This is a genomic window from Achromobacter sp. ACM02, from assembly GCF_014851605.1.
Lineage (GTDB): Bacteria > Pseudomonadota > Gammaproteobacteria > Burkholderiales > Burkholderiaceae_B > Achromobacter > Achromobacter aegrifaciens.
In genome coordinates this window covers 109,289-129,073 of sequence record NZ_JACUZY010000005.1, presented here as the reverse complement: position 1 = coordinate 129,073, position 19,785 = coordinate 109,289, and the positions used below count along the sequence as shown (strand labels likewise).

The window sequence follows — 19,785 nt, the reverse complement described above, 5'->3', positions numbered from 1 at the left end:
CCGACAAGCACGATGAGCCGCTCTTTAAACGCGCTTTATGGCTGGCTGCTGTTGCTGCCAGCCATCGTGCTGCTCGCCGCCTTCACGCACTACCCGGCGGTGGCGACGCTATGGCACAGCTTTTTCTCCACCCCCAAGGGCGCGCGCCCCGCGCGCTTCGTGGGGCTGGACAACTACGCCGTCATGCTCGACGACCCGGTGTTCTGGCAGTCGCTGTGGAACAACCTGTGGTTCGCGCTGGGCACCATCCCCACGTCCATCGGCATCGCGCTGATCATGGCGCTATGGGTCAACCGCAACCTGAGCGGTCGCGGTTTCCTGCGCATGGCCTACTTCACGCCCACGGTGCTGCCCATGGTCGCGGTGGCCAACATCTGGCTGTTCTTCTACACGCCGCAGTACGGGCTGATCGCCCAGGTGATGCAGCTGTTCGGCTCGCCAGGCCCCAACTGGCTGGGCAACCGCGAGACCGCGCTGCCCGCGCTGATGCTGGTGACGGTCTGGAAGGAGTCCGGCTTCTTCATGATCTTCTACCTGGCCGCCCTGCAGACAGTATCGCCGTCGCTGCGCGAGGCCGCGATGCTGGAAGGCGCGTCGCGCTGGCAGTACTTCCGCCGCATCCTGTGGCCGCTGCTGATGCCCACCACCCTCTTCGTGCTGATCAATGCCCTGATCAACGCGTTCCGGTTGGTGGACCACGTGGTGGTCATGACGCGCGGCGGACCGGATAACGCCAGCACGCTGCTGCTGTACTACATCTACCAGGTGGGTTTCAGTTTCTGGGACACGGCTTACGCCGCCACGCTGACCGTCGTGTTGCTGGTGGTGCTGGCGCTGACCGCGCTGGTCAAGTTCCGCTGGCTGGACCGCAGGACGCACTATCAATGAAAGACAAGCTCGATACCCTGGGCGCCTGGGCGCTCGGCCTGCTGTGGATCCTGCCCCTGGCCTATGCCATGTGGGCGGCGTTCCATCCGCCCGCCTACGCAACCCGCTTCGACCTGTTCGCCCCGCTGACGCTGGACAACTTCGTGCGCGCCTGGCACGCGGCGCCGTTCCCGCGTTATTTCCTCAATACCTTCCTGCTGGTCACCATGGTGCTGGCGGCGCAACTGGTGCTGTCGACGCTGGCCGGCTACGCCTTCGCGCGCTTCGAGTTCCGCGGCCGTGATTTCGTCTTCATGCTGGTGCTGCTGCAGCTGATGATCATGCCGGACGTGCTGCTGGTGGAAAACTACCGCTCCATGAGCCAGCTGGGCATCCGCGACACGGTGTTCGCCATCGGCCTGCCTTACTTTGCATCCGCCTTCGGCATCTTCCTGCTGCGCCAGACCTTCAAGACGGTGCCTCGGGAACTGGAAGAAGCCGCGCGCATGGAAGGCGCCAACGCGCTTCAGGTGCTTTGGAAGGTTTATGTACCGCTGGCCAAGCCGATCTACGTGGCCTACGGGCTGGTATCGGTCAGCCACCACTGGAACAACTTCCTGTGGCCGCTAATCATCACCAACTCGGTCGAATCGCGGCCGCTGACGGTGGGCCTGCAGGTGTTCTCGTCCACCGACCAGGGCATCGACTGGTCGGTCATCACGGCCGCAACGCTGATGTCGGCGGCGCCGCTCCTGATCGCCTTCCTGCTGTTCCAACGGCAGTTCGTGCAATCTTTCATGCGGGCTGGCATCCGCTAGTCCCGCCTTGCGGGACCGGCTCAAATGAAAACTGCCCCTACGGGGGCAGTTTTGCTTGAGGATGAGGCCGGGTCGCTCAGTAACCTACCGTCAGCCCCGGCAAATCCACCGTGATGCGCGGGCGTTCCAGCGCCAGCGCCAAGTGCTCCGCGAACTCGCGAGCCTCTTTTTCGTCGGTGGACAGGGTGTCGTAGCCCAGCGCGTCGGCCACGCCCAGCACCTTGTCCAGCAGCAGGACCTTGCCGCTGGGACGCAGCGGTTCGCAACCCAGCGTTTCCCAGGCGCTGTCGAACCAGTCGCGCGCATCGCTCTGGCGCTGCGGCGAGGGCTCGACGCTGGCCGAGAGGTCAAGCGAACGGCGGGAGTCGAAAACGATGGTGATGTCGCTGCGCATGTCAGGGTTCCTTGGGGTGGCGTCAGGCGAGTAGGGTAGGCAAAAAACGCCGGGCAGATTGTCCGCCCGGCGACATTGGGCTCGCCGGCTTACCAGCCGCGCGACACCTCCCAGGTGACTTCGGCGTTTGCCGCCAAGGACTGGCGCATCATGTCCAGCAGGGGAAAGGCGCGTTCCTTCAGGCCCACCATGCGGGCCATGGGCGAGGCCGGGGCCTTGTCCTCGTCTTCTTCCTCGGAGCCGTCATGGGCGCTCTGGTATTCGTCGATCGCGCGCTCGATGCCGCTGATGGCCGGCCCCAGCTGCTCGACGGTGAAAACGCCGCGCTCCGGGATCTTGTCCTTGAAGGACTTGCCGGCCGCCAGCAGCAGCGCGCCGGCATGGTCGGTCAGCATCAGAACCTCGGCCACGACCTTGGAATGAAAGGTGATCAGCATATTCCAGTCTCCCACATTGATTACTTACATACACTACCGCAACACCAGGGGGCTGCCAACTGGCCCGGGGCAGCAGGCCCGATGGACCGGCCCCATCCGTCCCCCCGGACCTGCCGCCGCCGCGTCCGCGCCCCTGGCGCAGGCCGGTCCGATGGCCAAATCAAGCTATGATTCAGGAGATTCCCGTGACAGCGGGACCTGACGCGGCCATGAATCCGGCGCGCGCGGTCCGCCCGGCTACGCCGCCCCTGTCCGCTCCGCCCGACAGGTCCGGCCTGTGCGGGCGCGTCCGTCACTAACTCAGAACTTCTCCAGACGCCCATGCTCCTCGAGCAACAAAAACAGCTTATCTCCCTGATCCAGGCCGCCGTCGCGCAAAGCCTGCCCGACGCCGTGGCAAATGTGCTGCTGGAGCGCCCCAAGGTCGCCGCCCACGGCGACGTCGCCACCAACGTGGCCATGCAGCTGGCCAAGCCGGCCCGCCGCAACCCGCGCGAACTGGCCCAGGCCATCGTCGACGCCCTGATGGCGCAACCCGGCGCCGCCAGCCTGATCGAGTCCGCTGAAATCGCCGGCCCCGGCTTCATCAACCTGCGCATCACCGCCGCCGCACGCCAGGCCGTCATCGCCGCCGTGGCCGAGCAGGGCGCCGCCTTCGGCCGCGCGCCGCGCAACGGCGAGAAGATCCTGGTCGAATTCGTGTCGGCCAACCCCACCGGCCCGCTGCACGTGGGCCATGCCCGCCAGGCCGCGCTGGGCGACGCCATCTGCCGCCTGTATGACGCCATCGGCTGGGACGTCACCCGCGAGTTCTATTACAACGACGCCGGCAACCAGATCCAGAACCTGGCCATCAGCGTGCAGGCCCGCGCCCGCGGCCTGACGACCGATTCCCCCGAGTGGCCCGCCGACGGCTACAAGGGCGACTACATCGCCGACATCGCGCGCGACTTCCAGGCCGGCGCGACCGTCCACTCCGATGGCGTGGACGTCACCGCCACGGGCAACGTCGACAACCTGGACGACATCCGCGTCTTCGCCGTGGCCTATCTGCGCCGCGAACAGGACCTGGACCTGCAGGCCTTCGGCCTGGCATTCGACAATTACTACCTGGAAAGCTCGCTCTACACCTCCGGCCGCGTCGAAGCGACCGTCAAGGCGCTGATCGCCGGCGGCCACACCTACGAGGAAGGCGGCGCGCTTTGGCTGCGCACCACCGAACTGGGCACGGGTGACGACAAAGACCGCGTCATGCGCAAAAGCGAAGGCGGCTACACCTATTTCGTGCCGGACGTGGCCTACCACAAGGCCAAATGGGAGCGGGGCTTCCATCGCGCCGTAAACATCCAGGGCAGCGACCACCACGGCACCGTGGCGCGCGTGCGCGCCGGCCTGCAGGCGCTGGAAGAGGGCATTCCCAAGGAGTACCCGGCCTACGTGCTGCACAAGATGGTCAAGGTCATGCGCGGCGGCGAAGAGGTCAAGATCTCCAAGCGCGCCGGCAGCTACGTGACCATGCGCGACCTGATCGACTGGGTGGGCCGCGACGCGGTGCGCTACTTCCTGATCCAGCGCCGCGCCGACACGGAATTCGTGTTCGACGTGGACCTGGCGCTGTCCAAGAGCGACGAGAACCCCGTTTATTACATCCAGTACGCGCACGCCCGCATCTGCTCGGTCATCAACAACGCCGCCATGCCGCCCGCCGACGTGGCCCAGGCCGACGCGGCGCTGCTGACCGCGCCGACCGAATTCGCGCTGATGCAGCGCCTGGCCGAATTCCCCAACGTGGTGGCGCTGGCGGCGCAGGAACTGTCGCCGCACCACATCGCCTTCTGGCTGCGCGACTGCGCCTCGGATTTCCACGCCTGGTACAACGCCGAGCGCGTGCTGGTCGACGACACGGCCCTGAAGCTGGCCCGCCTGCGCCTGGCCTCGACCACGCGCCAGGTGCTGGCCAACGGGCTGGAGCTGATGGGCGTATCGGCGCCCGAGCGGATGTAACATCGGTTCATGGCAACCAAGCGCAAAACCACCCGCCGTTCCTCCGGCGAAAGCGGCAGCACCCTGTACGGCGCGCTGGCCGGCTTGCTCATCGGCCTGATCGTGGCCGCCGTCGTCGCCTTCTACGTCACCAAGGCGCCAGTGCCCTTCGTCGACCGGGCCAGCCGCCAGGGCGACAACGGCAAGCTGCCGGACCCGCGCCAGGCGCCGGACCCCAACGCCGGCCTGTACGGCCGCGACGGCGGCGCCGGCACCCCTTCCACCGGCCCGACGGCCACGGCGCCCGCGCCGCTGCCTGGGGCCGGCACGGGCCAGGCCAGCGGACCCGCCGCCTCCAAGGGCGATGACACCCCCGCCAAGCTGGACGACCTGGGCGCGCTGATCGCCACCCTGCCTACGTCCAAGGCGCCCGCCGCGGCTTCGGCCGCGCCGTCCGCCGCCCCCAGCCAGGCGCCCACGCCTATCTCCAAGGCCGCCCCCGCCGCTGCGCCCGCGCCGGCTCCCAAGCCGGCCGCCACCGCCTCCGCGGCCAACGGCACGTATTACCTGCAGGCTGGCGCCTTCCGGGGCGAGAACGACGCGGAGTCCCTCAAGGCCCGCATCATCCTGCTGGGCCTGCCGGTGGCGGTGCAAAAGGCCGAAGTGAACGGCAAGCCCATCAATCGGGTCAGGGTGGGGCCCTTTGCCCGCCTGGACGACATGAACCGGGCGCGCGGCCGCCTGGGCGAGAACAAGATCGAAACCGCGGTGGTGCGCCAGTAATGTGGGCCGCCGCGCACGCAAGCATTGAACTTATCCGGCCCCGGGCCTGTCTGTAACTTTTTACTCAGGAACCTCTCATCCATGCTGTCCCCCAAGATAATCCGCATCCTGGCCGCGGCCGCGCTGACCGCCACGGCATTCTTCAGCCCGGCAAGCCACGCGCAAGGTACGCAGCAGTCCATCGCCATCAATCCGCCGCTGCCGTCGGACACCCCGGGCAAGATCGAGGTCCTGGAATTCTTCGCCTACACCTGCCCGCACTGCGCCGCCATGGAGCCCATGGTTGAAGACTGGGCCAAGACCGCGCCGCCGGACGTGGTGCTCAAGCAGGTTCCGATCGCGTTCAACGCCGGCATGAAGCCGTTGCAGCAGCTCTATTACACGCTGCTCGCCCTGGACCGCCCGGATCTGCACCCCAAGGTCTTTGCCGCCATCCACGGCGAGCACAAGCGCCTGTTCGACAAGAAGGCGATGGGCGAATGGATCGCCACGCAGGGCGTGGACCGCGAGAAGTTCGACTCGGTCTTCGATTCGTTCAGCGTGCAGACGCAGGTGCAGCGCGCCACCCAGCTGGCCGACGCCTACCGCATCGACGGCACTCCGTCGTTCGCCGTCGGTGGCAAGTTCATGACCTCGCCGGTCATGGCGGGCAACAGCTACGAAGGCGCGCTGAAGGAAGTGACCCGCTTGATCCCGCTGGCGCGCAACTGATACTTTCCAGCCGGAATTCCGAACGCCCCGAGCCTGCCGGCCGGGGCGTTTTTCTTTGCGGTTCCCGCCCGAGCCCGCGCTACACTTTCCGCACAACAAATCGCCGCAACAGCGGCACACAATGGGTGGAAGACAAATGAAGCAGCGATTCCCGCGCAAACGCGCGATGCTGGGCCTGTGCCTGGCGCTGGCCGCCGGCCTGGCGCAAGCCAACGAAACCGACGGCGTGAAGATCGGCGTACTCACGGACATGGCGGGCGTCACCGCCGACGCCACCGGCCGCGGCTCGGTCGAAGCCGCCCGCCTGGCCATCGAGGAAATGGGCGGCACCCTGCTGGGCAAGCCGATTTCGCTGGTCTCGGGCGACCACCAGCACCGGCCCGACATCGGCAGCGGCATGGCGCGCAAGTGGTACGACACCGACGGCGTGGACGTGATCGTGGACGTGCCCAACTCGTCGGTCGCGCTGGCGGTGCAGGGCATCGCGCGCGACAAGAAGAAACTGGTGCTGTTCTCCAGTCCTGGCACCACCGCGCTGACCCAGGCGCAGTGCTCGCCCTACGGCGTGCAATGGACCTACACCACCTACGCGTTGTCGCGCGGCACCGCGACCGCCGTGGTCAACGAGGGCAACAAGCGCTGGTTCATCCTGGCGTCCGACTACGCCTTTGGCAAGCAGCTGGCGGCCGACACCGAGGCCGTGGTCAAGGCCAACGGCGGCGAGGTCGTCGGCACCGTCTACCACCCGCTGAACGCGTCGGACTTCGCATCCTTCCTGTTGCAGGCGCAGGCCTCCAAGGCGCAGATCATCGCCATCGCCAACGCGGGCGGCGACACCATCTCGGCCATCAAGCAGGCCGCGGAATTCGGCATCGGCGGCGCGCAGCAGCTGGCGGCCATGCTGCTGCTGATCACCGACGTGCACAGCCTGGGCCTGCAAGCCGCGCAGAAAACCTACCTGACCGTGCCGTCCTACTGGGACATGAACGACGGCACGCGCGCCTTCGCCAAGAAGTTCGAGGCCCGCGTGGGGCGTCCGCCCACCTTCCTGCAGGCAGGCGTCTACGGCTCGGTGCGCCATTACCTGCAAGCCGTGAAGGCGGCAGGCACGGTGGACGCCGATGCCGTCATGGCAAAGATGAAATCGCTGCCCATCGACGACCCGTTCAGCCTGAACGCACGCATCCGCGAAGACGGCCTGGTGGTGCGCGACATGATGCTGGCACAGGTCAAGACGCCGGCGCAGTCCAAGGCGCCCTGGGACTACTACAACATCGTGCGCAACATTCCTGGCGCGGCGCTGGCCTGGCCCTTGTCGGAAAGCCAATGTCCTCTGGTCAAGCCATGACGCAAGCGCCGCCCGAGGCAGTGGCCCTGGCCGACTTCGGCAGCTTCTACGCGGGCGGGCGGCAGGTGCGTATCGACGGCCTGCCGCCGCGCGAGATCGCCTTCACGCAGAGCGCATCGCTGGCGTATGACCCCAACGGCCTGTATCACTTCGAGCAGGCCTACGTGCAGTACTTCATCCCGGCGCGCCTGGCGCATCCGCTGCCCATCGTGCTGCTGCATGGCGGCGGCATGACGGGCGCGATGTGGGAGCAGACGCCCGACGGCAGGCCCGGCTGGATGCAGCACTTTCTGCGGCAGGGACATGCGGTGTACGTCGTGGACAACGTCGAGCGTGGCCGCGCAGGCTGGGCCCCGTTCACACAGGTTTGGCCCGAGCCGCCCATCATCCGCAATGCCGAGGAAAGCTGGACGCTGTTCCGCTTTGGCCGCGCCGAAGACTACGCGGCGCGACGCGCGTTCGAAGGGCAGCGCTTTCCGGTCGCCGCGTTCGACGAATTCATCCGCCACGCGGTACCGCGCTGGCTGGGCAATAACGATGCGGCCCTACGGGGATTTTGCGCGGTGCTCGACCGCGTCGGACCGTGCCTGGTGATGGCGCACAGCCACGGCGGCGAAGTCGCCTACCGCGCGCTGCATGCGCGGCCGGACCTGGTGCGCGGCGTCATCGGCATCGAACCCTCGGGCTACTCGTCCGAGGTGACGGCCCAAGCCGTGGCGGACAAGCCCTTTCTGTTCGTCTATGGCGACTACCTGGACGCGACGCCGCTATGGGAAAAGCTGTGCGCCACCGGCCAGGCCTATGCCGATGAGCTGGCGCGCCAAGGCGCCCGCGTGCAAACCTGGCGCCTGGCCGACATGGGCATTGCCGGCAATTCGCACATGCCCATGATGGACGACAACAGCGACGACATCGCCGCGCGCATCGGCGCGTGGATACGTAGCGCGGCCGCCTGAGGCCGCCGCGCCTTGCGTCGTTTAGCCCTGGACGGCCGCGGCTTTTTCCAGCGCCTGGGTCAGGTCGGCAATGATGTCGTCCGGCGATTCCAGGCCGATATGCAGCCGCACCAGGGCGTTGTCGCCTTCGCCCCAGTAGCGGTGCTTGGCCAGGTCCTTGCCCGACACCAGCTGCACCAGGCTTTCGTAGCCGCCCCAGGAAAAGCCGATGCCGAAAAGCGTCAGTGAATCCACGAACACGCGCGCCGCCGCCGGCGACAGGCGCAGCTCGACGGACAGCATGCCATTGGAGCCGGTGCAATCGCGCTGCCACAGGGCGTGGCCGGGATCCTGCGGCCAGGCCGGGTGGAACAGGCGCACGGTCTCGGGACGGCTCTTGAAGAACTCGCACACCTGCAAGGCATGGCGCGCATGCTGGGCCATGCGGATGGGCATGGTGCGCACCCCGCGCAAGGCCAGCCAGGCGTCGTCAGCGCTGATCGAATAGCCCATGGCGTACTGCGTGCGGTTGAGCTTGCGGGCTATCTGTTCGTCATTGGTGACTACGGCGCCCAGCATCAGGTCCGAATGCCCGCCCACGTACTTGGTGCCGGCGATGACAGACACCTGCGCGCCCAGCGTCAGCGGACGGTAGATGTAGCCCGAACCCCAGGTGTTGTCGGTGGCCAGCACCAGCCCGTGGCTCTGCGCGAAAGCGGCCATGGCGCCCATGTCCAGCATCTCGAACAACAGCGAGCCCGGCGACTCCACGTACAACAGCTTGGTGTTGGGACGCACCAGCGCTTCGAGATCCTCGCCAGCCGCGAAGTAGGTGATCTCGATGTTCATGCGCTTGAGCACCGCGTCGTCGAGTTCGCGCATCGGACCATAGACGCAGTCCGAGATCAGTGCGTGGTCGCCGGCCGAGCACAGGGCCATCATGACCATGGTCATCGCCGACAGGCCCGAGGACGCCAGGTAGCAATGCGTACCGCCTTCGAGCTGGGTGAAGACTTCTTCCAGCGCCGCATGCGTGTCCATGCCCATGCGCCCGTAGGTGGAGGCGCGGCCGCCTGCCGCCTTGTCGCGCTGGGCCTTTTCAAGTGCGGCGAGGTTCTCGAAGCGCACCGTGCTGGCCCGCATCGGCGGCAGGGGCACCGGCGCCGTGCCGGTTTCAGGGTTGAACGGGGCGGTGCCTGCGTGCTGCAGAAGCGTATCGATGTGTTTGGTGGGCATCTTCAGTGGACTGCTTGCGTATGGACAGGGGCGGAATAAAAGCGATCAGGATGAACCATATCAGGCCAGGCGCAGCCTGTCCCTATTCGCCGATCCAGGTAACGGTTTCGGATTGCGGGGCGCGGCTGGTGCGATAGCTGTTGGCGGGGTGCGCCGTGTCGGCATAACCGAAGGAAATGCCGCAGACCACGCGGCGGTCCGCGGCGATGCCGAGTTCCTCGCGCAGCACTTCCGGGTACATGGCCAGGGATGCCTGGGCGACGGTCGCCACGCCATTGGCCTGGGCCGCCAGCAGGAAATTGGCCACATAGCCGCCGCAATCCATCGCGCCGTATTCGCCCAGCGCCTCGTCGGTGGTGATGATGGCCACGTGCGGCGCGTCGAACAGCTGGAAATTGCGCATTTCCTGGCGGCGGTATGCCTCGCGGTCGCCGCGCGCCACGCCGACCGCGCCATACAGCTGGAAGCCTGATTCGCGCCGACGGGCCAGGTACTCGCCCTGATACTCGCGCGGAAACGGAAAATCCGGCGTAAAGCCAGACTGCTCCGCGCGGCGTTGCAGCGCGTCGCGCAGGCGTTCCGTACCCGCGCCTTCGGTGATCGTCACCTGCCAGGGCTGGCAGTTGCACCAGGACGCGGCGCGCTGCGCCAGATCCAGGATGCGCTCGATGGTGCCGCGCCCGACCGGTTCGGGCAGGAAGGCGCGGCAGCTGTGGCGCGCATGCAGCCACGCCTCGAGCGCGGCATCGGGGCGTGCGTCGGCGGCCTGCAAGGGCTGCGGGGAATGCGGCATGGCGGATGGTGGCATGGCGGTTGTCTCTCCTGATCGGGTCGCACACGCCCCGCCAGGGACGCATGCGGCATGCATGATGGGCACGTCTTTCCCTTTATGATGCCACTTCCGGCCTTCCGAAGCCGGTCGAACCGTTCCAGGCGACCCCCATGCTGCCCATCGACACCCTGATCGCATTCTTCGGCATTGCCGTCCTGCTGGCCCTGACTCCAGGGCCGGACAACCTGTTCGTGCTGATGCAATCCGCCATCTGGGGACGCAAGGCCGGCATGTTCGTGGTGCTGGGGCTGTGCACGGGGCTGCTGGGGCATACGGCCGCCGTGGCCGTTGGGCTGGCGGCCGTGTTCGCGGCCTCGCCCATGGCCTTCACCGTGCTGAAGCTTGCGGGCGCCGCCTACCTGGCCTATCTGGCATGGCAGATCCTGCGCGCGCCGGTCGAACCCGAGGACGGCAAGCGCCCCGAACCCATGAAGCCCGGTGCGCTGTATCGCCGCGGCATCGTCATGAACCTGACCAATCCCAAGGTCCTGCTGTTCTTCTTCGCCTTCCTGCCGCAGTTCACCTCACCGGCGCTGGGCCGCGTGGGCTTGCAGACCATGCAGCTGGGCGCGGTGTTCATGGTGTCCACGCTGCTGGTGTTCGGCGCCATCGCGTTCTTCTCGGGCGCGTTCGGGGAACTGCTGCAGCGTTCGGTGACGGCCAAGCGCTGGTTGAACCGGATCGCCGCGCTGGTGTTTGTCGGGTTGGCCGTGCGGCTGGCGACCGCCTCGCGTTGAAGAGGCGGCGAAAACCCTTCCCGACCCACCTGCGCTGCGCGCGCCCTGTGTATTTCCCATATGTACATGCGGAATTTGCAGTTTGCGGACCGGCGCCCACAGTCCAAGATTGCCGCACCGCCCCAACACAGGCCTAGGCATGGACGCCGATAGCCACCTCTTGCGGCGCAAGGAGAGTGGCCATGAAGCAAAACAAACATTTGTACTGGAAACCCGCTGCCCAAGCGCTGGCGGCGGTTGCCACACGGGTCGGATTGCTTGCCGCCGCGCTGGCTATCCTGCCCTTGTCCGCGCGCGCCCAGACCGACTATCCAACCAGGCCCTTGCATCTGATCGTGCCTTACCAGGTCGGCGGGCAGGTCGATACCATCGCACGCTCGGTTGCCGAAGGCCTGGGCAAGCGGCTCGGCCAGCCCGTGCTCGTGGAGAACAAGCCTGGCGCAAGCGGCATCATCGCGACCAATTACGTCGCCAAATCAGCCCCGGACGGCTACACCCTGCTGTTGACGCTGGCCTCCCCGATCACCGCCAACCTGGTGCTCTTCAAGAAGCTGCCCTACGATCCGCGCACCGAGTTGCGGCCGGTCTCCGATGTCGCCAAGGGTACGGGAGTGATCGTGATCAACAGTGCGTTACCCGTCAGGAACATCGATGAGCTGATCGCGTATGCAAGAAAGGAACCAGGCGCGCTCCGAATGGGATCGTGGGGACCAGGCTCCACGCCGCACCTCATTCAGCACTACATGAACAAGACCTACGGCATCGACATCCTGAACGTACCCTACAAGGGCGAGCTGCCGATCATGACGGCGTTGCTTGGCGGCCAGATCGACGTTGCCCTGGCCTCCGTGTTCACGCTCAAGCAGCCCCTTGCCACCGGCAAGATACGGGCCCTGGCCGTACTCGGCAGCAAGCGGATCAGCAGCCTGCCGAACGTCCCAAGCATGGCCGAATCGGGCTACGACGATGACGCTTACCGGGCCATTGCACCGACGACGCTACTGGCCCCGGCCCAAACGCCCGCACACATCGTCGAGCGGCTGGGTCGCGAGGTCAGCGCTACGGTGCAGAGCCCCGAGGTCCGCGACAGGCTGCTCGCGATGGACCTGGAACCGATCGGGAACCTGCCCGACGAAGCCCTGGCCGAGTACCAGACCTATCTTCCGATCATCCTCAAGCTGAACGCCGACACGGGCGTAACGCTGGACTGAGACGGCGCTCAGGCAGCCGAAAACCGCATGATGCCGTCCGCGCCCAGCGCGCGCTTGAGCTTGCCTTCGAAATACAGCGCATGCAGGTGCGCCAGCGCTTCGCCCATGGCGAAGGTCAGCTGGTGCAGGTCCAGCTTGCGCTTGAACAACACCGGCACGATGTCCGTGGTCGATTGCGGCTGGACCGCACAGGCTTCCAGCACCTCCGCCAAGCGGTCGCGATGGTGTTCGTGCTGTTGCGCGATGCGCTCGTGCAGGCCCTTGAAAGGGCGGCCATGCGAAGGCAGCACCAGCGTGTCCTCGGGCAGGCCGGCGTAGCCGTCCAGCGAGCGCAGGTACAGCGGCAGGGGATTGGCGTCGGGCTCGTAGTCGAACACGCTGACGTTGGTGGATATGCGCGGCAGCACCATGTCGCCGGAGATCAGCACGCGCAGGTCGGCGGAATACAGCGACGCGTGTTCAGGCGCGTGGCCATAGCCCACGATGACGCGCCAGTCGCGCCCGCCGATGCGCACCGCGTCGCCATGCAGGATGCGGGTGTAGCGCGCGGGCACGGCCGGCACCAGGTTGGGGTAGTAATTGGCGCGCTGGCGGATCTGCTCCTGCGCGTCGAGGTCAGTCAGGCCATGGCGCGCGAAGTGGTCCACCGCCGATTGGCCACCCGGGCCGCCGCCGGCTTCGCCACGGCGCGAGGACCACAGCGAGGCCACCATGAAGTCCGTCATCGTCATCCACAGGGGCGCATTCCAGCGTTCGCACAACCAGTGCGCCAGGCCGATGTGGTCGGGATGCATGTGGGTGACGATCACGCGCAGCACCGGCAGGCCTTCGAGTTCGGTCTCGAATACCCGTTCCCACAGCGTCTTCACTTCATCGCGGGTGATGCCGCAGTCGACGATGGTCCAGCCGTCGCGGCCGTCGATGTTGTCGCACAGCAGCCAGAGGTTGATATGATCCAGCGCGAACGGCAGAGGCATCCTGATCCACTTGACCCCATCCGCCACCACGTGCGAACGGCCGGCTTCGGGCTGGAAATCGGCCCAGGGGTACTGCAGTTTCTGTTCGTTCGGATTCATTGCCTCTCCTCCACGCTTGACGATTGGGTCAAGTCATCATAATTTACGTTTACGTAAACTGCCACACGCCGCATGTCCCCGTCAACCTGGACCATCTCTGAACTCTCGCGCGAGTTCGACGTCACGCCCCGCACGATCCGCTTCTATGAAGACCAGGGGATCGTCAGCCCGGCGCGCGAAGGACGCAACCGCATCTTCGGGCCGCGCGACCGCACACGCCTGAAGCTGGCCCTGCGCGGCAAGCGCCTGGGCCTGCAATTGTCCGAGATCCTGACCTTGATCGACATGTACGACGGGCCGGGCGACACCGCGGTTCAGCTGCGCCAGTACCTGAGCGTGCTGGAACAGCACCGCTCCACGCTGGAACAACAGCGCCGCGACATCGAGGATACCCTGCGCGAGATCGCGCAGCAGGAACAGCAATGCCGCGAGCTGCTCGCGCAAAAGCCCTAGCGGGACGCGCATGGGCGCCCTGCAAACCCTCGCGCTGTTCATCCTGACGGCGCTGGCCGAGATCGTCGGCTGCTATCTGCCTTATCTTTGGCTGCGCAAAGGCCATTCCATCTGGCTGCTCGCGCCGGCGGCCGCCAGCCTGGCGCTGTTCGCCTGGCTGCTGACGCTGCACCCCACGGCTTCGGGCCGCGTCTACGCGGCATATGGCGGCGTCTATATCGGCATGGCGCTGCTGTGGCTGTGGGCCGTGGACGGCGTGCGGCCCAGCATGAGCGACTGGCTGGGCGTGGGGCTGTGCCTGGCCGGAATGATGGTGATCATGTTCGGGCCGCGCAGCGCGTAGGCTGCGGCAAGCCTCTCGAAGCGTCCGCGGTCTTGGGCCGGCTCAAAAAAAAAGCGCGCCTAACCCCCAGGGGTCGCGCGCTTTTTTGCCAGGCAGAGCTTATTCGGCCTTGATGTTGCCTTCCTTGATGACTCGCGCGTTGTTCGCGAATTCCGCCTGCACCTGCTTGGCGAAGGCCTCGCCCGTGGCGGTGCCCGGTTGCAGGTAGGACTTGGCCAACAGGTCCTGGAATTCGGCGCTGGCCACCGCCTTGGCCAAGGCGGCCTGCAGCGGCTGCGCGACGGCCGGCGGCAGATTGGCCGGCGCGAACACGCCGAAGTTCGAGTAGTACTGCGCCTGCGGCATCTTCAGTTCCGCCATGGTGGGCACGTCCGGCCATGCGGCCAGGCGCTCGGGCGCCATCACGGCCAGCGGCTTGAGCGCACCGCTGGCGACGTGCGGCAGCACCACGTCGCTATTGACCACCAGCAGCTCGACCACGCCGCCCAGGCCGTCGGTCAGCGCCTGGCTGTTGCCGCGGTAAGGCACGTGCAGCATCTTGGTGCCGGTCTGCGCCGTGACGGCCGACATGCCGATGTGGGCCACGGTGCCCTGGCCCGGCGTGCCGTAGCGCACGCCGTCGGGATGCGACTTGGCGTAGTCGATCAAGCCGGCGAAGTCCTTCACCGGCAGCGCCTTGGTGGCGACGATGGCAACGGGCGCTACCGCCACGCTGGCCACGGGCGTCAGGTCCTTCATCGGGTCATAGTTGGTCTTGGCCAGATGCGGGAAGATCGTCAGCGGGCTGGTGGAAGCCAGCAGCAGCGTGGTGCCGTCCGGCTGTGCGCGCGCCACGAAGTCGGTGCCGACGGAGGCGCCCGCACCCGGCTTGTTCTCGACGATGACGGTTATGTTGCTTTCCTTGCGCAGGACGTCGCCCAGGCGGCGTCCGATCGCATCGGCGCTGCCGCCGGCGGTGTAGGGCACGACCAGCGTCACGGGCTTGGCCGGCCAGTTCTGCGCCATGGCGCCGCTGGCCATGATTGCCAAGGCCGCCCCCGCGGCCTTGATCAGCAATGTCTTCTTTTTCATATCGTCCTGGTAATGTTGCGTGGCACTGCGTCAGATAAAACGAAAGGCGTGAAGCACATCAGGCCAGATAGCGTTGCGCCAGGCGTACCCAGTACGACGCGCCAGCCGGAATCAGGGAGTCATTGAAGTCGTAGCTGGCGTTGTGCAGCATGCAGGGACCCAGGCCGTGGCCGGCCATGCGGTGCTCGCCGTCGCCGTTGCCCAGGAACACGTAGCAGCCGGGCTTTTCCTGCAGCAGGAAGGCGAAATCTTCCGAGGCCATGGCCGGCTCGATCACCATTGCCTTGTCCTCGCCCACGACCTCGCGCATGACTTCCATGCAGAACTCGGTTTCAGCCACGGTGTTCACCAGCGCCGGATAGCGGCGTTCGAAGAACACGTCGGCCTCGCAGCCGTGCGCGGCGGCGATGTTGCCGGCGATCTCGTTCATGCGGCGTTCAATCAGGTCGACCACCGCGGTGCTGTAAGCGCGTACCGAGCCACCCAGCCAGGCGCTGTTGGGGATGACGTTGATCACGCTGCCGCCGGCCTGCACCTGGGTGATCGACAGCACGGCGGCGTCCAGCGGACGCTTGCTGCGCGTGAGGATGGTCTGCAACGACTGGCCGATGGCGAACAGCGCCGGCACCGGATCGCTGCAGTCCTGCGGCGCGGCCGCATGGCCGCCCTTGCCGCGCACGGTGATCTTGAAACCGTTGGCGGCCGCCATCATCGGGCCGGAACAGACGCCGATGGATCCGGCGGGCAGCCCCGGCCAGTTGTGCAGGCCGAACACGGCTTCGCAGGGGAAGCGCTCGAACAGGCCGTCCTGGATCATGGCCCGGCCGCCCGCGCCGCCTTCCTCGGCCGGCTGGAAACACAGGTACACGGTGCCGTCGAAGCCGCCTTCGGCCTGCAGATGGCGCGCGGCGGCCAGCAGCATGGCGGTGTGGCCGTCGTGGCCGCAGCCGTGCATCTTGCCGTCGTGGCGCGAGCGGTGTTCGAACTGGTTCTCTTCCTGCATGGGCAGCGCGTCCATGTCGGCGCGCAGCATGATGGCGCGATCCGACGTGCCGCGCTTGATCACGCCGACCACGCCGGTCTTGGCGATGCCGGTGTGGGTCTCGATGCCCCAGCCGCGCAGCGTGTCCGCCACCACCTTAGCCGTGCGGTGCTCTTCGTAGCAAAGCTCCGGATGCATGTGGATGTCGCGCCGCAGCGCCACAATTTCGTCCAGGTTGGTTAGTTCGAGCACGGCAGACTCCATCGCAATGATTCAGGATTCAAGGATCGGCTGGCATCTTACTCAGCGCAACTCCCTGGGCAGGGCTGAATTACCTAGGGATAACCCGACTCCAATTTACGTTTACGTAAACGTAATATTTGCAGTGCATCATTGCGCGGCGATGGCCGATCGGCGCATCATGAGCCACGCGCGGCAAGCTGGCGCCGGACACGGGCGCCCACAAAATAGTAAGTACCTACTATCACGGAGACAGCGATGAACCTTCCCGGCCTGAACTTCGACCTGGGCGAAGATCTGGACATGCTGCGCGACGCGGTGCGTAATTTCGCACTGGCCGAGATCGCGCCGCGCGCCGCAGAAGTCGACCGCAGCGACCAGTTCCCCATGGACCTCTGGCGCAAATTCGGCGAACTCGGCGTGCTGGGCATGACGGCCGACGAGGAATATGGCGGCGCCAACATGGGCTATCTGGCCCATATGGTCGTGATGGAGGAAATCTCCCGCGCCAGCGCCTCCATCGGCCTGTCCTACGGCGCGCACTCCAATCTGTGCGTGAACCAGATCAACCGCAACGGCACCGCCGCCCAGAAAGCCAGGTACCTGCCCAAGCTGATTTCTGGCGAACACGTGGGCGCCCTGGCCATGAGCGAGCCGGGCGCCGGTTCCGACGTGGTCAGCATGAAGCTGCGCGCCGACAAGAAGGGCGACCGCTACGTGCTGAACGGCACCAAGATGTGGATCACCAACGGCCCCGACGCCGACACCCTGGTGGTCTACGCCAAGACCGATCCCGAAGCGCACCAGCGCGGCATCACCGCCTTCCTGGTGGAAAAGGGCTTCAAGGGCTTTTCCGTGGCGCAAAAGCTGGACAAGCTGGGCATGCGCGGCAGCCATACCGGCGAACTGGTGTTCCAGGACTGCGAAATCCCGGAAGAGAACGTGCTGGGCCAGATCAACGGCGGCGTCAAGGTGCTGATGAGCGGCCTGGACTACGAACGCGCGGTGCTGTCCGGTGGCCCGGTGGGCATCATGCAGGCCGTGATGGACGTGGTCGTCCCCTATATCCATGACCGCAAGCAGTTTGGCCAGGCCATCGGCGAATTCCAGCTGATCCAGGGCAAGGTCGCGGACCTGTACACCACGCTGCAGGCCAGCCGCGCCTTCTGCTACCAGGTCGGCAAGAACCTGGACCGCCTGGGCGCCGAGCACGTGCGCCAGGTGCGCAAGGACTGCGCCGCGCTGATCCTGTACACCGCCGAAAAAGCCACCTGGATGGCGGGCGAGGGCGTGCAGATCCTGGGCGGCAACGGCTACATCAACGAATACCCGGTGGGCCGCCTGTGGCGCGACGCCAAGCTGTACGAAATCGGCGCCGGCACCAGCGAAATCCGCCGCATGCTGATCGGCCGCGAACTGTTCAACGAAACCGCCTGAGCGACGCCGCCATGATCCGCATGTCCGACGTCCAGCACATCGAGCAGGCGCCCGCTCCGGGCCCCTCGCCGCTGGACGTCGCACGGCTGATCCTGGCGGGCTTCGACCGCCATTACGCGCTGTTCCGCTACAGCGCCCAGCGCGCCAAGGCGCTGTTCGAATCCGGCGACTGGCACGGCATCCAGCGCCTGTCGCGCGAGCGCATCGAGTACTACGACATGCGGGTGCGCGAATGCGCCACCCAACTGGAAGGCGTGCTGCGCGGCCGCCCCGAAGGCGCGGTGGGCGCCAACGGTAGCGCTGCACCCAACCTGAGCGACGAGCAGACCGCGTTCTGGCAGCAGATCAAGCAGGAATTCGTGGGCCTGCTGGGCGACCACCGCCAGCCCGAATGCGCCGAGACGTTTTTCAACTCGGTGTCCTGCCGCATCCTGCACCGCGATTATTTCCACAACGCCTTCCTGTTCGTCCGCCCGGCCATCGCCACCGACTACCTGGACAGCAGCATCCCCTCGTACCGGGTGTATTACCCCACCACCGACGGGCTGGAAAAAAGCCTGATCCGCATGGTGGCGGACTTCGGGCTGGCGCTGCCCTTCGAAGACCTGCCCCGCGACACCCGGCTGCTGGCGCGCGCCGCGGTCAAGCAGTTGCGCGCGATACTGCCGCGCCACGTCGGCCGCCGCATCGCCAGCGACTGCCAGATCCACGCGCTGGGCTCGCTGTTCTTCCGCAACAAGGGCGCCTACATCGTCGGCCGCCTGATCAACCAGGGCACGGTGTATCCCTTTGCGGTGGCGCTGATGCGCAACCCGGCGGGCCAGGTCGTGCTGGACGCGCTGCTGCTGGGAGCCGACGACCTGAGCACGCTGTTCAGCTTCACTCGCGCCTATTTCCTGGTGGACATGGAAACGCCGGCCGCGGTGGTGAATTTCCTGTCCAGCCTGCTGCCACGCAAGCCCAAGGCCGAGCTCTACACCATGATCGGCCTGCAGAAGCAGGGCAAGACGCTGTTCTACCGCGACTTCCTGCACCACCTGGCCCATTCGCGCGACGCCTTCGACATCGCCCCCGGCATCAAGGGCATGGTGATGTGCGTGTTCACGCTGCCGTCCTATCCCTACGTGTTCAAGCTCATCAAGGACCGCATCGACAAGGACGGCATGGACCATGCCACCGTGCGCCGCAAGTACCAGATGGTGAAGCTGCACGATCGCGTCGGCCGCATGGCCGACACCTGGGAATACTCACAGGTGGCGCTGCCGCGCGCACGCTTTGCACCCGCGCTGCTGGAAGAATTGCGCCGGCTGGTGCCCAGCCTGATAGAGGAAACCGGCGACACGGTGGTCATCCGCCATGTCTACATCGAACGGCGCATGACCCCGCTGAACATCTACCTGCGCCAGGCGTCGGATGCGCTGCTGGACCCGGCCGTGCGCGAATACGGGGACGCCATCCGCCAACTGGCGGCGGCCAATATTTTCCCCGGGGACATGCTTTACAAGAACTTCGGCGTCACGCGCCTGGGCCGGGTCGTTTTCTACGATTACGACGAAATCCAGCGCATGACAGAAATGAATTTCCGGCGCATTCCGCCCGCCCCCAACGAAGAGGCGGAGCTGGCGTCCGAACCCTGGTATGCCATCGGTCCGAATGATGTCTTTCCCGAAGAATTCGGACGCTTTCTGCTAGGCGACCCGCGCGTGCGCGGCGCCTTCATGCGTCACCATTCCGACCTGCTGGAACCGGAGTGGTGGCAGGCCTGCCGCGCCCATGTGGCGCAGGGCCGGATTGAAGAATTTTTCCCTTACGATACGGACAGACGCCTGCGTCCGGAACGCCCTACGGGCGAACCCGCGGCCTCGTAACCCCAGAGCTGTCCCGACCCTCA

The 19,785-nt window shown here is 66.3% G+C and carries 20 protein-coding genes; 13 read left to right on the top strand and 7 right to left on the bottom strand.

Annotated features, from left to right (window positions below; all coding sequences use genetic code 11):
- The first annotated feature begins 12 nt into the window (after positions 1–12).
- Together IB258_RS16540 and IB258_RS16535 are read left to right on the top strand one after the other, a co-directional pair.
- Positions 13–888 carry a carbohydrate ABC transporter permease gene (locus tag IB258_RS16540; protein ID WP_054455593.1) on the top strand — a complete coding sequence of 292 codons (876 nt, stop codon included), beginning with the start codon at positions 13–15 and terminating at the stop codon, positions 886–888.
- Positions 885–1,685, top strand: a complete 801-nt coding sequence (locus IB258_RS16535; protein WP_042795754.1) for a carbohydrate ABC transporter permease — start codon at positions 885–887, stop codon at positions 1,683–1,685. Before IB258_RS16540 ends, IB258_RS16535 begins: the two co-directional genes overlap by 4 nt.
- Positions 1,686–1,761: 76 nt before the next feature.
- On the opposite strand, the gene IB258_RS16530 is transcribed toward IB258_RS16535, so the two are convergent.
- Positions 1,762–2,079, bottom strand: coding sequence for a hypothetical protein (locus tag IB258_RS16530; protein ID WP_054455595.1), 318 nt, complete (start codon positions 2,077–2,079; stop codon positions 1,762–1,764).
- Between the two features lie 89 nt (positions 2,080–2,168).
- A complete protein-coding gene (locus tag IB258_RS16525) occupies positions 2,169–2,516 on the bottom strand; it encodes a DUF1840 domain-containing protein (protein ID WP_054455597.1) in 348 nt (115 codons plus the stop codon).
- A gap of 321 nt (positions 2,517–2,837) precedes the next feature.
- Here IB258_RS16525 and argS point away from each other — a divergent pair, with 321 nt between their 5' ends.
- From argS to IB258_RS16500, 5 genes are all read left to right on the top strand, one after another.
- A complete protein-coding gene (gene argS / locus IB258_RS16520; protein WP_192352916.1) occupies positions 2,838–4,520 on the top strand; it encodes an arginine--tRNA ligase in 1,683 nt (560 codons plus the stop codon).
- Positions 4,521–4,529: 9 nt separating this feature from the next.
- Entirely contained in the window at positions 4,530–5,282 is a 753-nt protein-coding gene (locus IB258_RS16515; RefSeq protein WP_054455601.1) for an SPOR domain-containing protein, read from the top strand.
- A gap of 81 nt (positions 5,283–5,363) precedes the next feature.
- Positions 5,364–5,993, top strand: a complete 630-nt coding sequence (locus IB258_RS16510) for a thiol:disulfide interchange protein DsbA/DsbL (RefSeq protein WP_054455603.1) — start codon at positions 5,364–5,366, stop codon at positions 5,991–5,993.
- 136 nt (positions 5,994–6,129) lie between these two features.
- Complete coding sequence (locus IB258_RS16505) at positions 6,130–7,341, top strand: ABC transporter substrate-binding protein (protein WP_119449842.1); 1,212 nt, start codon at positions 6,130–6,132, stop codon at positions 7,339–7,341.
- A complete protein-coding gene (locus IB258_RS16500; protein ID WP_192352915.1) occupies positions 7,320–8,297 on the top strand; it encodes an alpha/beta fold hydrolase in 978 nt (325 codons plus the stop codon). The genes IB258_RS16505 and IB258_RS16500 overlap by 22 nt, the downstream gene beginning before the upstream one ends.
- A gap of 21 nt (positions 8,298–8,318) precedes the next feature.
- On the opposite strand, the gene metC is transcribed toward IB258_RS16500, so the two are convergent.
- Together metC and IB258_RS16490 are read right to left on the bottom strand one after the other, a co-directional pair.
- Positions 8,319–9,512: a cystathionine beta-lyase gene (metC, locus tag IB258_RS16495; RefSeq protein ID WP_054455607.1), complete on the bottom strand. Its 1,194-nt coding sequence runs from the start codon at positions 9,510–9,512 to the stop codon at positions 8,319–8,321.
- Between the two features lie 82 nt (positions 9,513–9,594).
- Positions 9,595–10,320 (bottom strand): nitroreductase, encoded by a 726-nt coding sequence (locus IB258_RS16490; protein ID WP_054455609.1) that lies wholly within the window; start codon positions 10,318–10,320, stop codon positions 9,595–9,597.
- A gap of 134 nt (positions 10,321–10,454) precedes the next feature.
- On the opposite strand from IB258_RS16490, the gene IB258_RS16485 reads away from it, so the two are divergent.
- Positions 10,455–11,081 carry a LysE family translocator gene (locus IB258_RS16485; RefSeq protein WP_054455611.1) on the top strand — a complete coding sequence of 209 codons (627 nt, stop codon included), beginning with the start codon at positions 10,455–10,457 and terminating at the stop codon, positions 11,079–11,081.
- Positions 11,082–11,263: 182 nt separating this feature from the next.
- A complete protein-coding gene (locus IB258_RS16480; RefSeq protein ID WP_192352914.1) occupies positions 11,264–12,292 on the top strand; it encodes a tripartite tricarboxylate transporter substrate binding protein in 1,029 nt (342 codons plus the stop codon).
- An 8-nt stretch (positions 12,293–12,300) separates the two neighbouring features.
- On the opposite strand, the gene IB258_RS16475 is transcribed toward IB258_RS16480, so the two are convergent.
- Entirely contained in the window at positions 12,301–13,368 is a 1,068-nt protein-coding gene (locus tag IB258_RS16475) for an MBL fold metallo-hydrolase (protein WP_192352913.1), read from the bottom strand.
- Positions 13,369–13,440: 72 nt separating this feature from the next.
- Between IB258_RS16475 and IB258_RS16470 the strand changes: the two genes are divergently transcribed.
- On the top strand, positions 13,441–13,821 hold the full coding sequence (locus tag IB258_RS16470) for a MerR family DNA-binding transcriptional regulator (RefSeq protein ID WP_054455614.1): 381 nt from the start codon (positions 13,441–13,443) through the stop codon (positions 13,819–13,821).
- 10 nt (positions 13,822–13,831) lie between these two features.
- Positions 13,832–14,164: a YnfA family protein gene (locus tag IB258_RS16465; RefSeq protein WP_054455615.1), complete on the top strand. Its 333-nt coding sequence runs from the start codon at positions 13,832–13,834 to the stop codon at positions 14,162–14,164.
- A 99-nt stretch (positions 14,165–14,263) separates the two neighbouring features.
- On the opposite strand, the gene IB258_RS16460 is transcribed toward IB258_RS16465, so the two are convergent.
- Both IB258_RS16460 and IB258_RS16455 read right to left on the bottom strand, forming a co-directional pair.
- A complete protein-coding gene (locus tag IB258_RS16460) occupies positions 14,264–15,235 on the bottom strand; it encodes a tripartite tricarboxylate transporter substrate binding protein (protein ID WP_192352912.1) in 972 nt (323 codons plus the stop codon).
- A gap of 58 nt (positions 15,236–15,293) precedes the next feature.
- Entirely contained in the window at positions 15,294–16,469 is a 1,176-nt protein-coding gene (locus IB258_RS16455) for a M20 aminoacylase family protein (protein WP_192352911.1), read from the bottom strand.
- Positions 16,470–16,715: 246 nt separating this feature from the next.
- On the opposite strand from IB258_RS16455, the gene IB258_RS16450 reads away from it, so the two are divergent.
- Positions 16,716–17,894, top strand: a complete 1,179-nt coding sequence (locus IB258_RS16450) for an isovaleryl-CoA dehydrogenase (protein WP_192352910.1) — start codon at positions 16,716–16,718, stop codon at positions 17,892–17,894.
- Between the two features lie 11 nt (positions 17,895–17,905).
- Positions 17,906–19,762, top strand: a complete 1,857-nt coding sequence (gene aceK / locus IB258_RS16445; RefSeq protein ID WP_119449834.1) for a bifunctional isocitrate dehydrogenase kinase/phosphatase — start codon at positions 17,906–17,908, stop codon at positions 19,760–19,762.
- Positions 19,763–19,785 lie beyond the last annotated feature (23 nt).

What these genes read in the sequence shown, in the direction of transcription:
- argS (WP_192352916.1), top strand. Translation starts at nt 2,838, where the DNA reads ATGCTCCTCGAGCAACAAAAACAGCTTATCTCCCTGATCCAGGCCGCC.
- IB258_RS16465 (WP_054455615.1), top strand. Translation starts at nt 13,832, where the DNA reads ATGGGCGCCCTGCAAACCCTCGCGCTGTTCATCCTGACGGCGCTGGCC.
- IB258_RS16505 (WP_119449842.1), top strand. Translation starts at nt 6,130, where the DNA reads ATGAAGCAGCGATTCCCGCGCAAACGCGCGATGCTGGGCCTGTGCCTG.
- IB258_RS16450 (WP_192352910.1), top strand. Translation starts at nt 16,716, where the DNA reads ATGAACCTTCCCGGCCTGAACTTCGACCTGGGCGAAGATCTGGACATG.
- IB258_RS16485 (WP_054455611.1), top strand. Translation starts at nt 10,455, where the DNA reads ATGCTGCCCATCGACACCCTGATCGCATTCTTCGGCATTGCCGTCCTG.
- IB258_RS16540 (WP_054455593.1), top strand. Translation starts at nt 13, where the DNA reads ATGAGCCGCTCTTTAAACGCGCTTTATGGCTGGCTGCTGTTGCTGCCA.
- IB258_RS16470 (WP_054455614.1), top strand. Translation starts at nt 13,441, where the DNA reads ATGTCCCCGTCAACCTGGACCATCTCTGAACTCTCGCGCGAGTTCGAC.
- IB258_RS16460 (WP_192352912.1), bottom strand. Translation starts at nt 15,235, where the DNA reads ATGAAAAAGAAGACATTGCTGATCAAGGCCGCGGGGGCGGCCTTGGCA.
- metC (WP_054455607.1), bottom strand. Translation starts at nt 9,512, where the DNA reads ATGCCCACCAAACACATCGATACGCTTCTGCAGCACGCAGGCACCGCC.
- IB258_RS16530 (WP_054455595.1), bottom strand. Translation starts at nt 2,079, where the DNA reads ATGCGCAGCGACATCACCATCGTTTTCGACTCCCGCCGTTCGCTTGAC.
- IB258_RS16510 (WP_054455603.1), top strand. Translation starts at nt 5,364, where the DNA reads ATGCTGTCCCCCAAGATAATCCGCATCCTGGCCGCGGCCGCGCTGACC.
- IB258_RS16515 (WP_054455601.1), top strand. Translation starts at nt 4,530, where the DNA reads ATGGCAACCAAGCGCAAAACCACCCGCCGTTCCTCCGGCGAAAGCGGC.
- IB258_RS16475 (WP_192352913.1), bottom strand. Translation starts at nt 13,368, where the DNA reads ATGAATCCGAACGAACAGAAACTGCAGTACCCCTGGGCCGATTTCCAG.
- IB258_RS16480 (WP_192352914.1), top strand. Translation starts at nt 11,264, where the DNA reads ATGAAGCAAAACAAACATTTGTACTGGAAACCCGCTGCCCAAGCGCTG.
- IB258_RS16500 (WP_192352915.1), top strand. Translation starts at nt 7,320, where the DNA reads ATGTCCTCTGGTCAAGCCATGACGCAAGCGCCGCCCGAGGCAGTGGCC.
- IB258_RS16525 (WP_054455597.1), bottom strand. Translation starts at nt 2,516, where the DNA reads ATGCTGATCACCTTTCATTCCAAGGTCGTGGCCGAGGTTCTGATGCTG.
- IB258_RS16535 (WP_042795754.1), top strand. Translation starts at nt 885, where the DNA reads ATGAAAGACAAGCTCGATACCCTGGGCGCCTGGGCGCTCGGCCTGCTG.
- aceK (WP_119449834.1), top strand. Translation starts at nt 17,906, where the DNA reads ATGATCCGCATGTCCGACGTCCAGCACATCGAGCAGGCGCCCGCTCCG.
- IB258_RS16490 (WP_054455609.1), bottom strand. Translation starts at nt 10,320, where the DNA reads ATGCCACCATCCGCCATGCCGCATTCCCCGCAGCCCTTGCAGGCCGCC.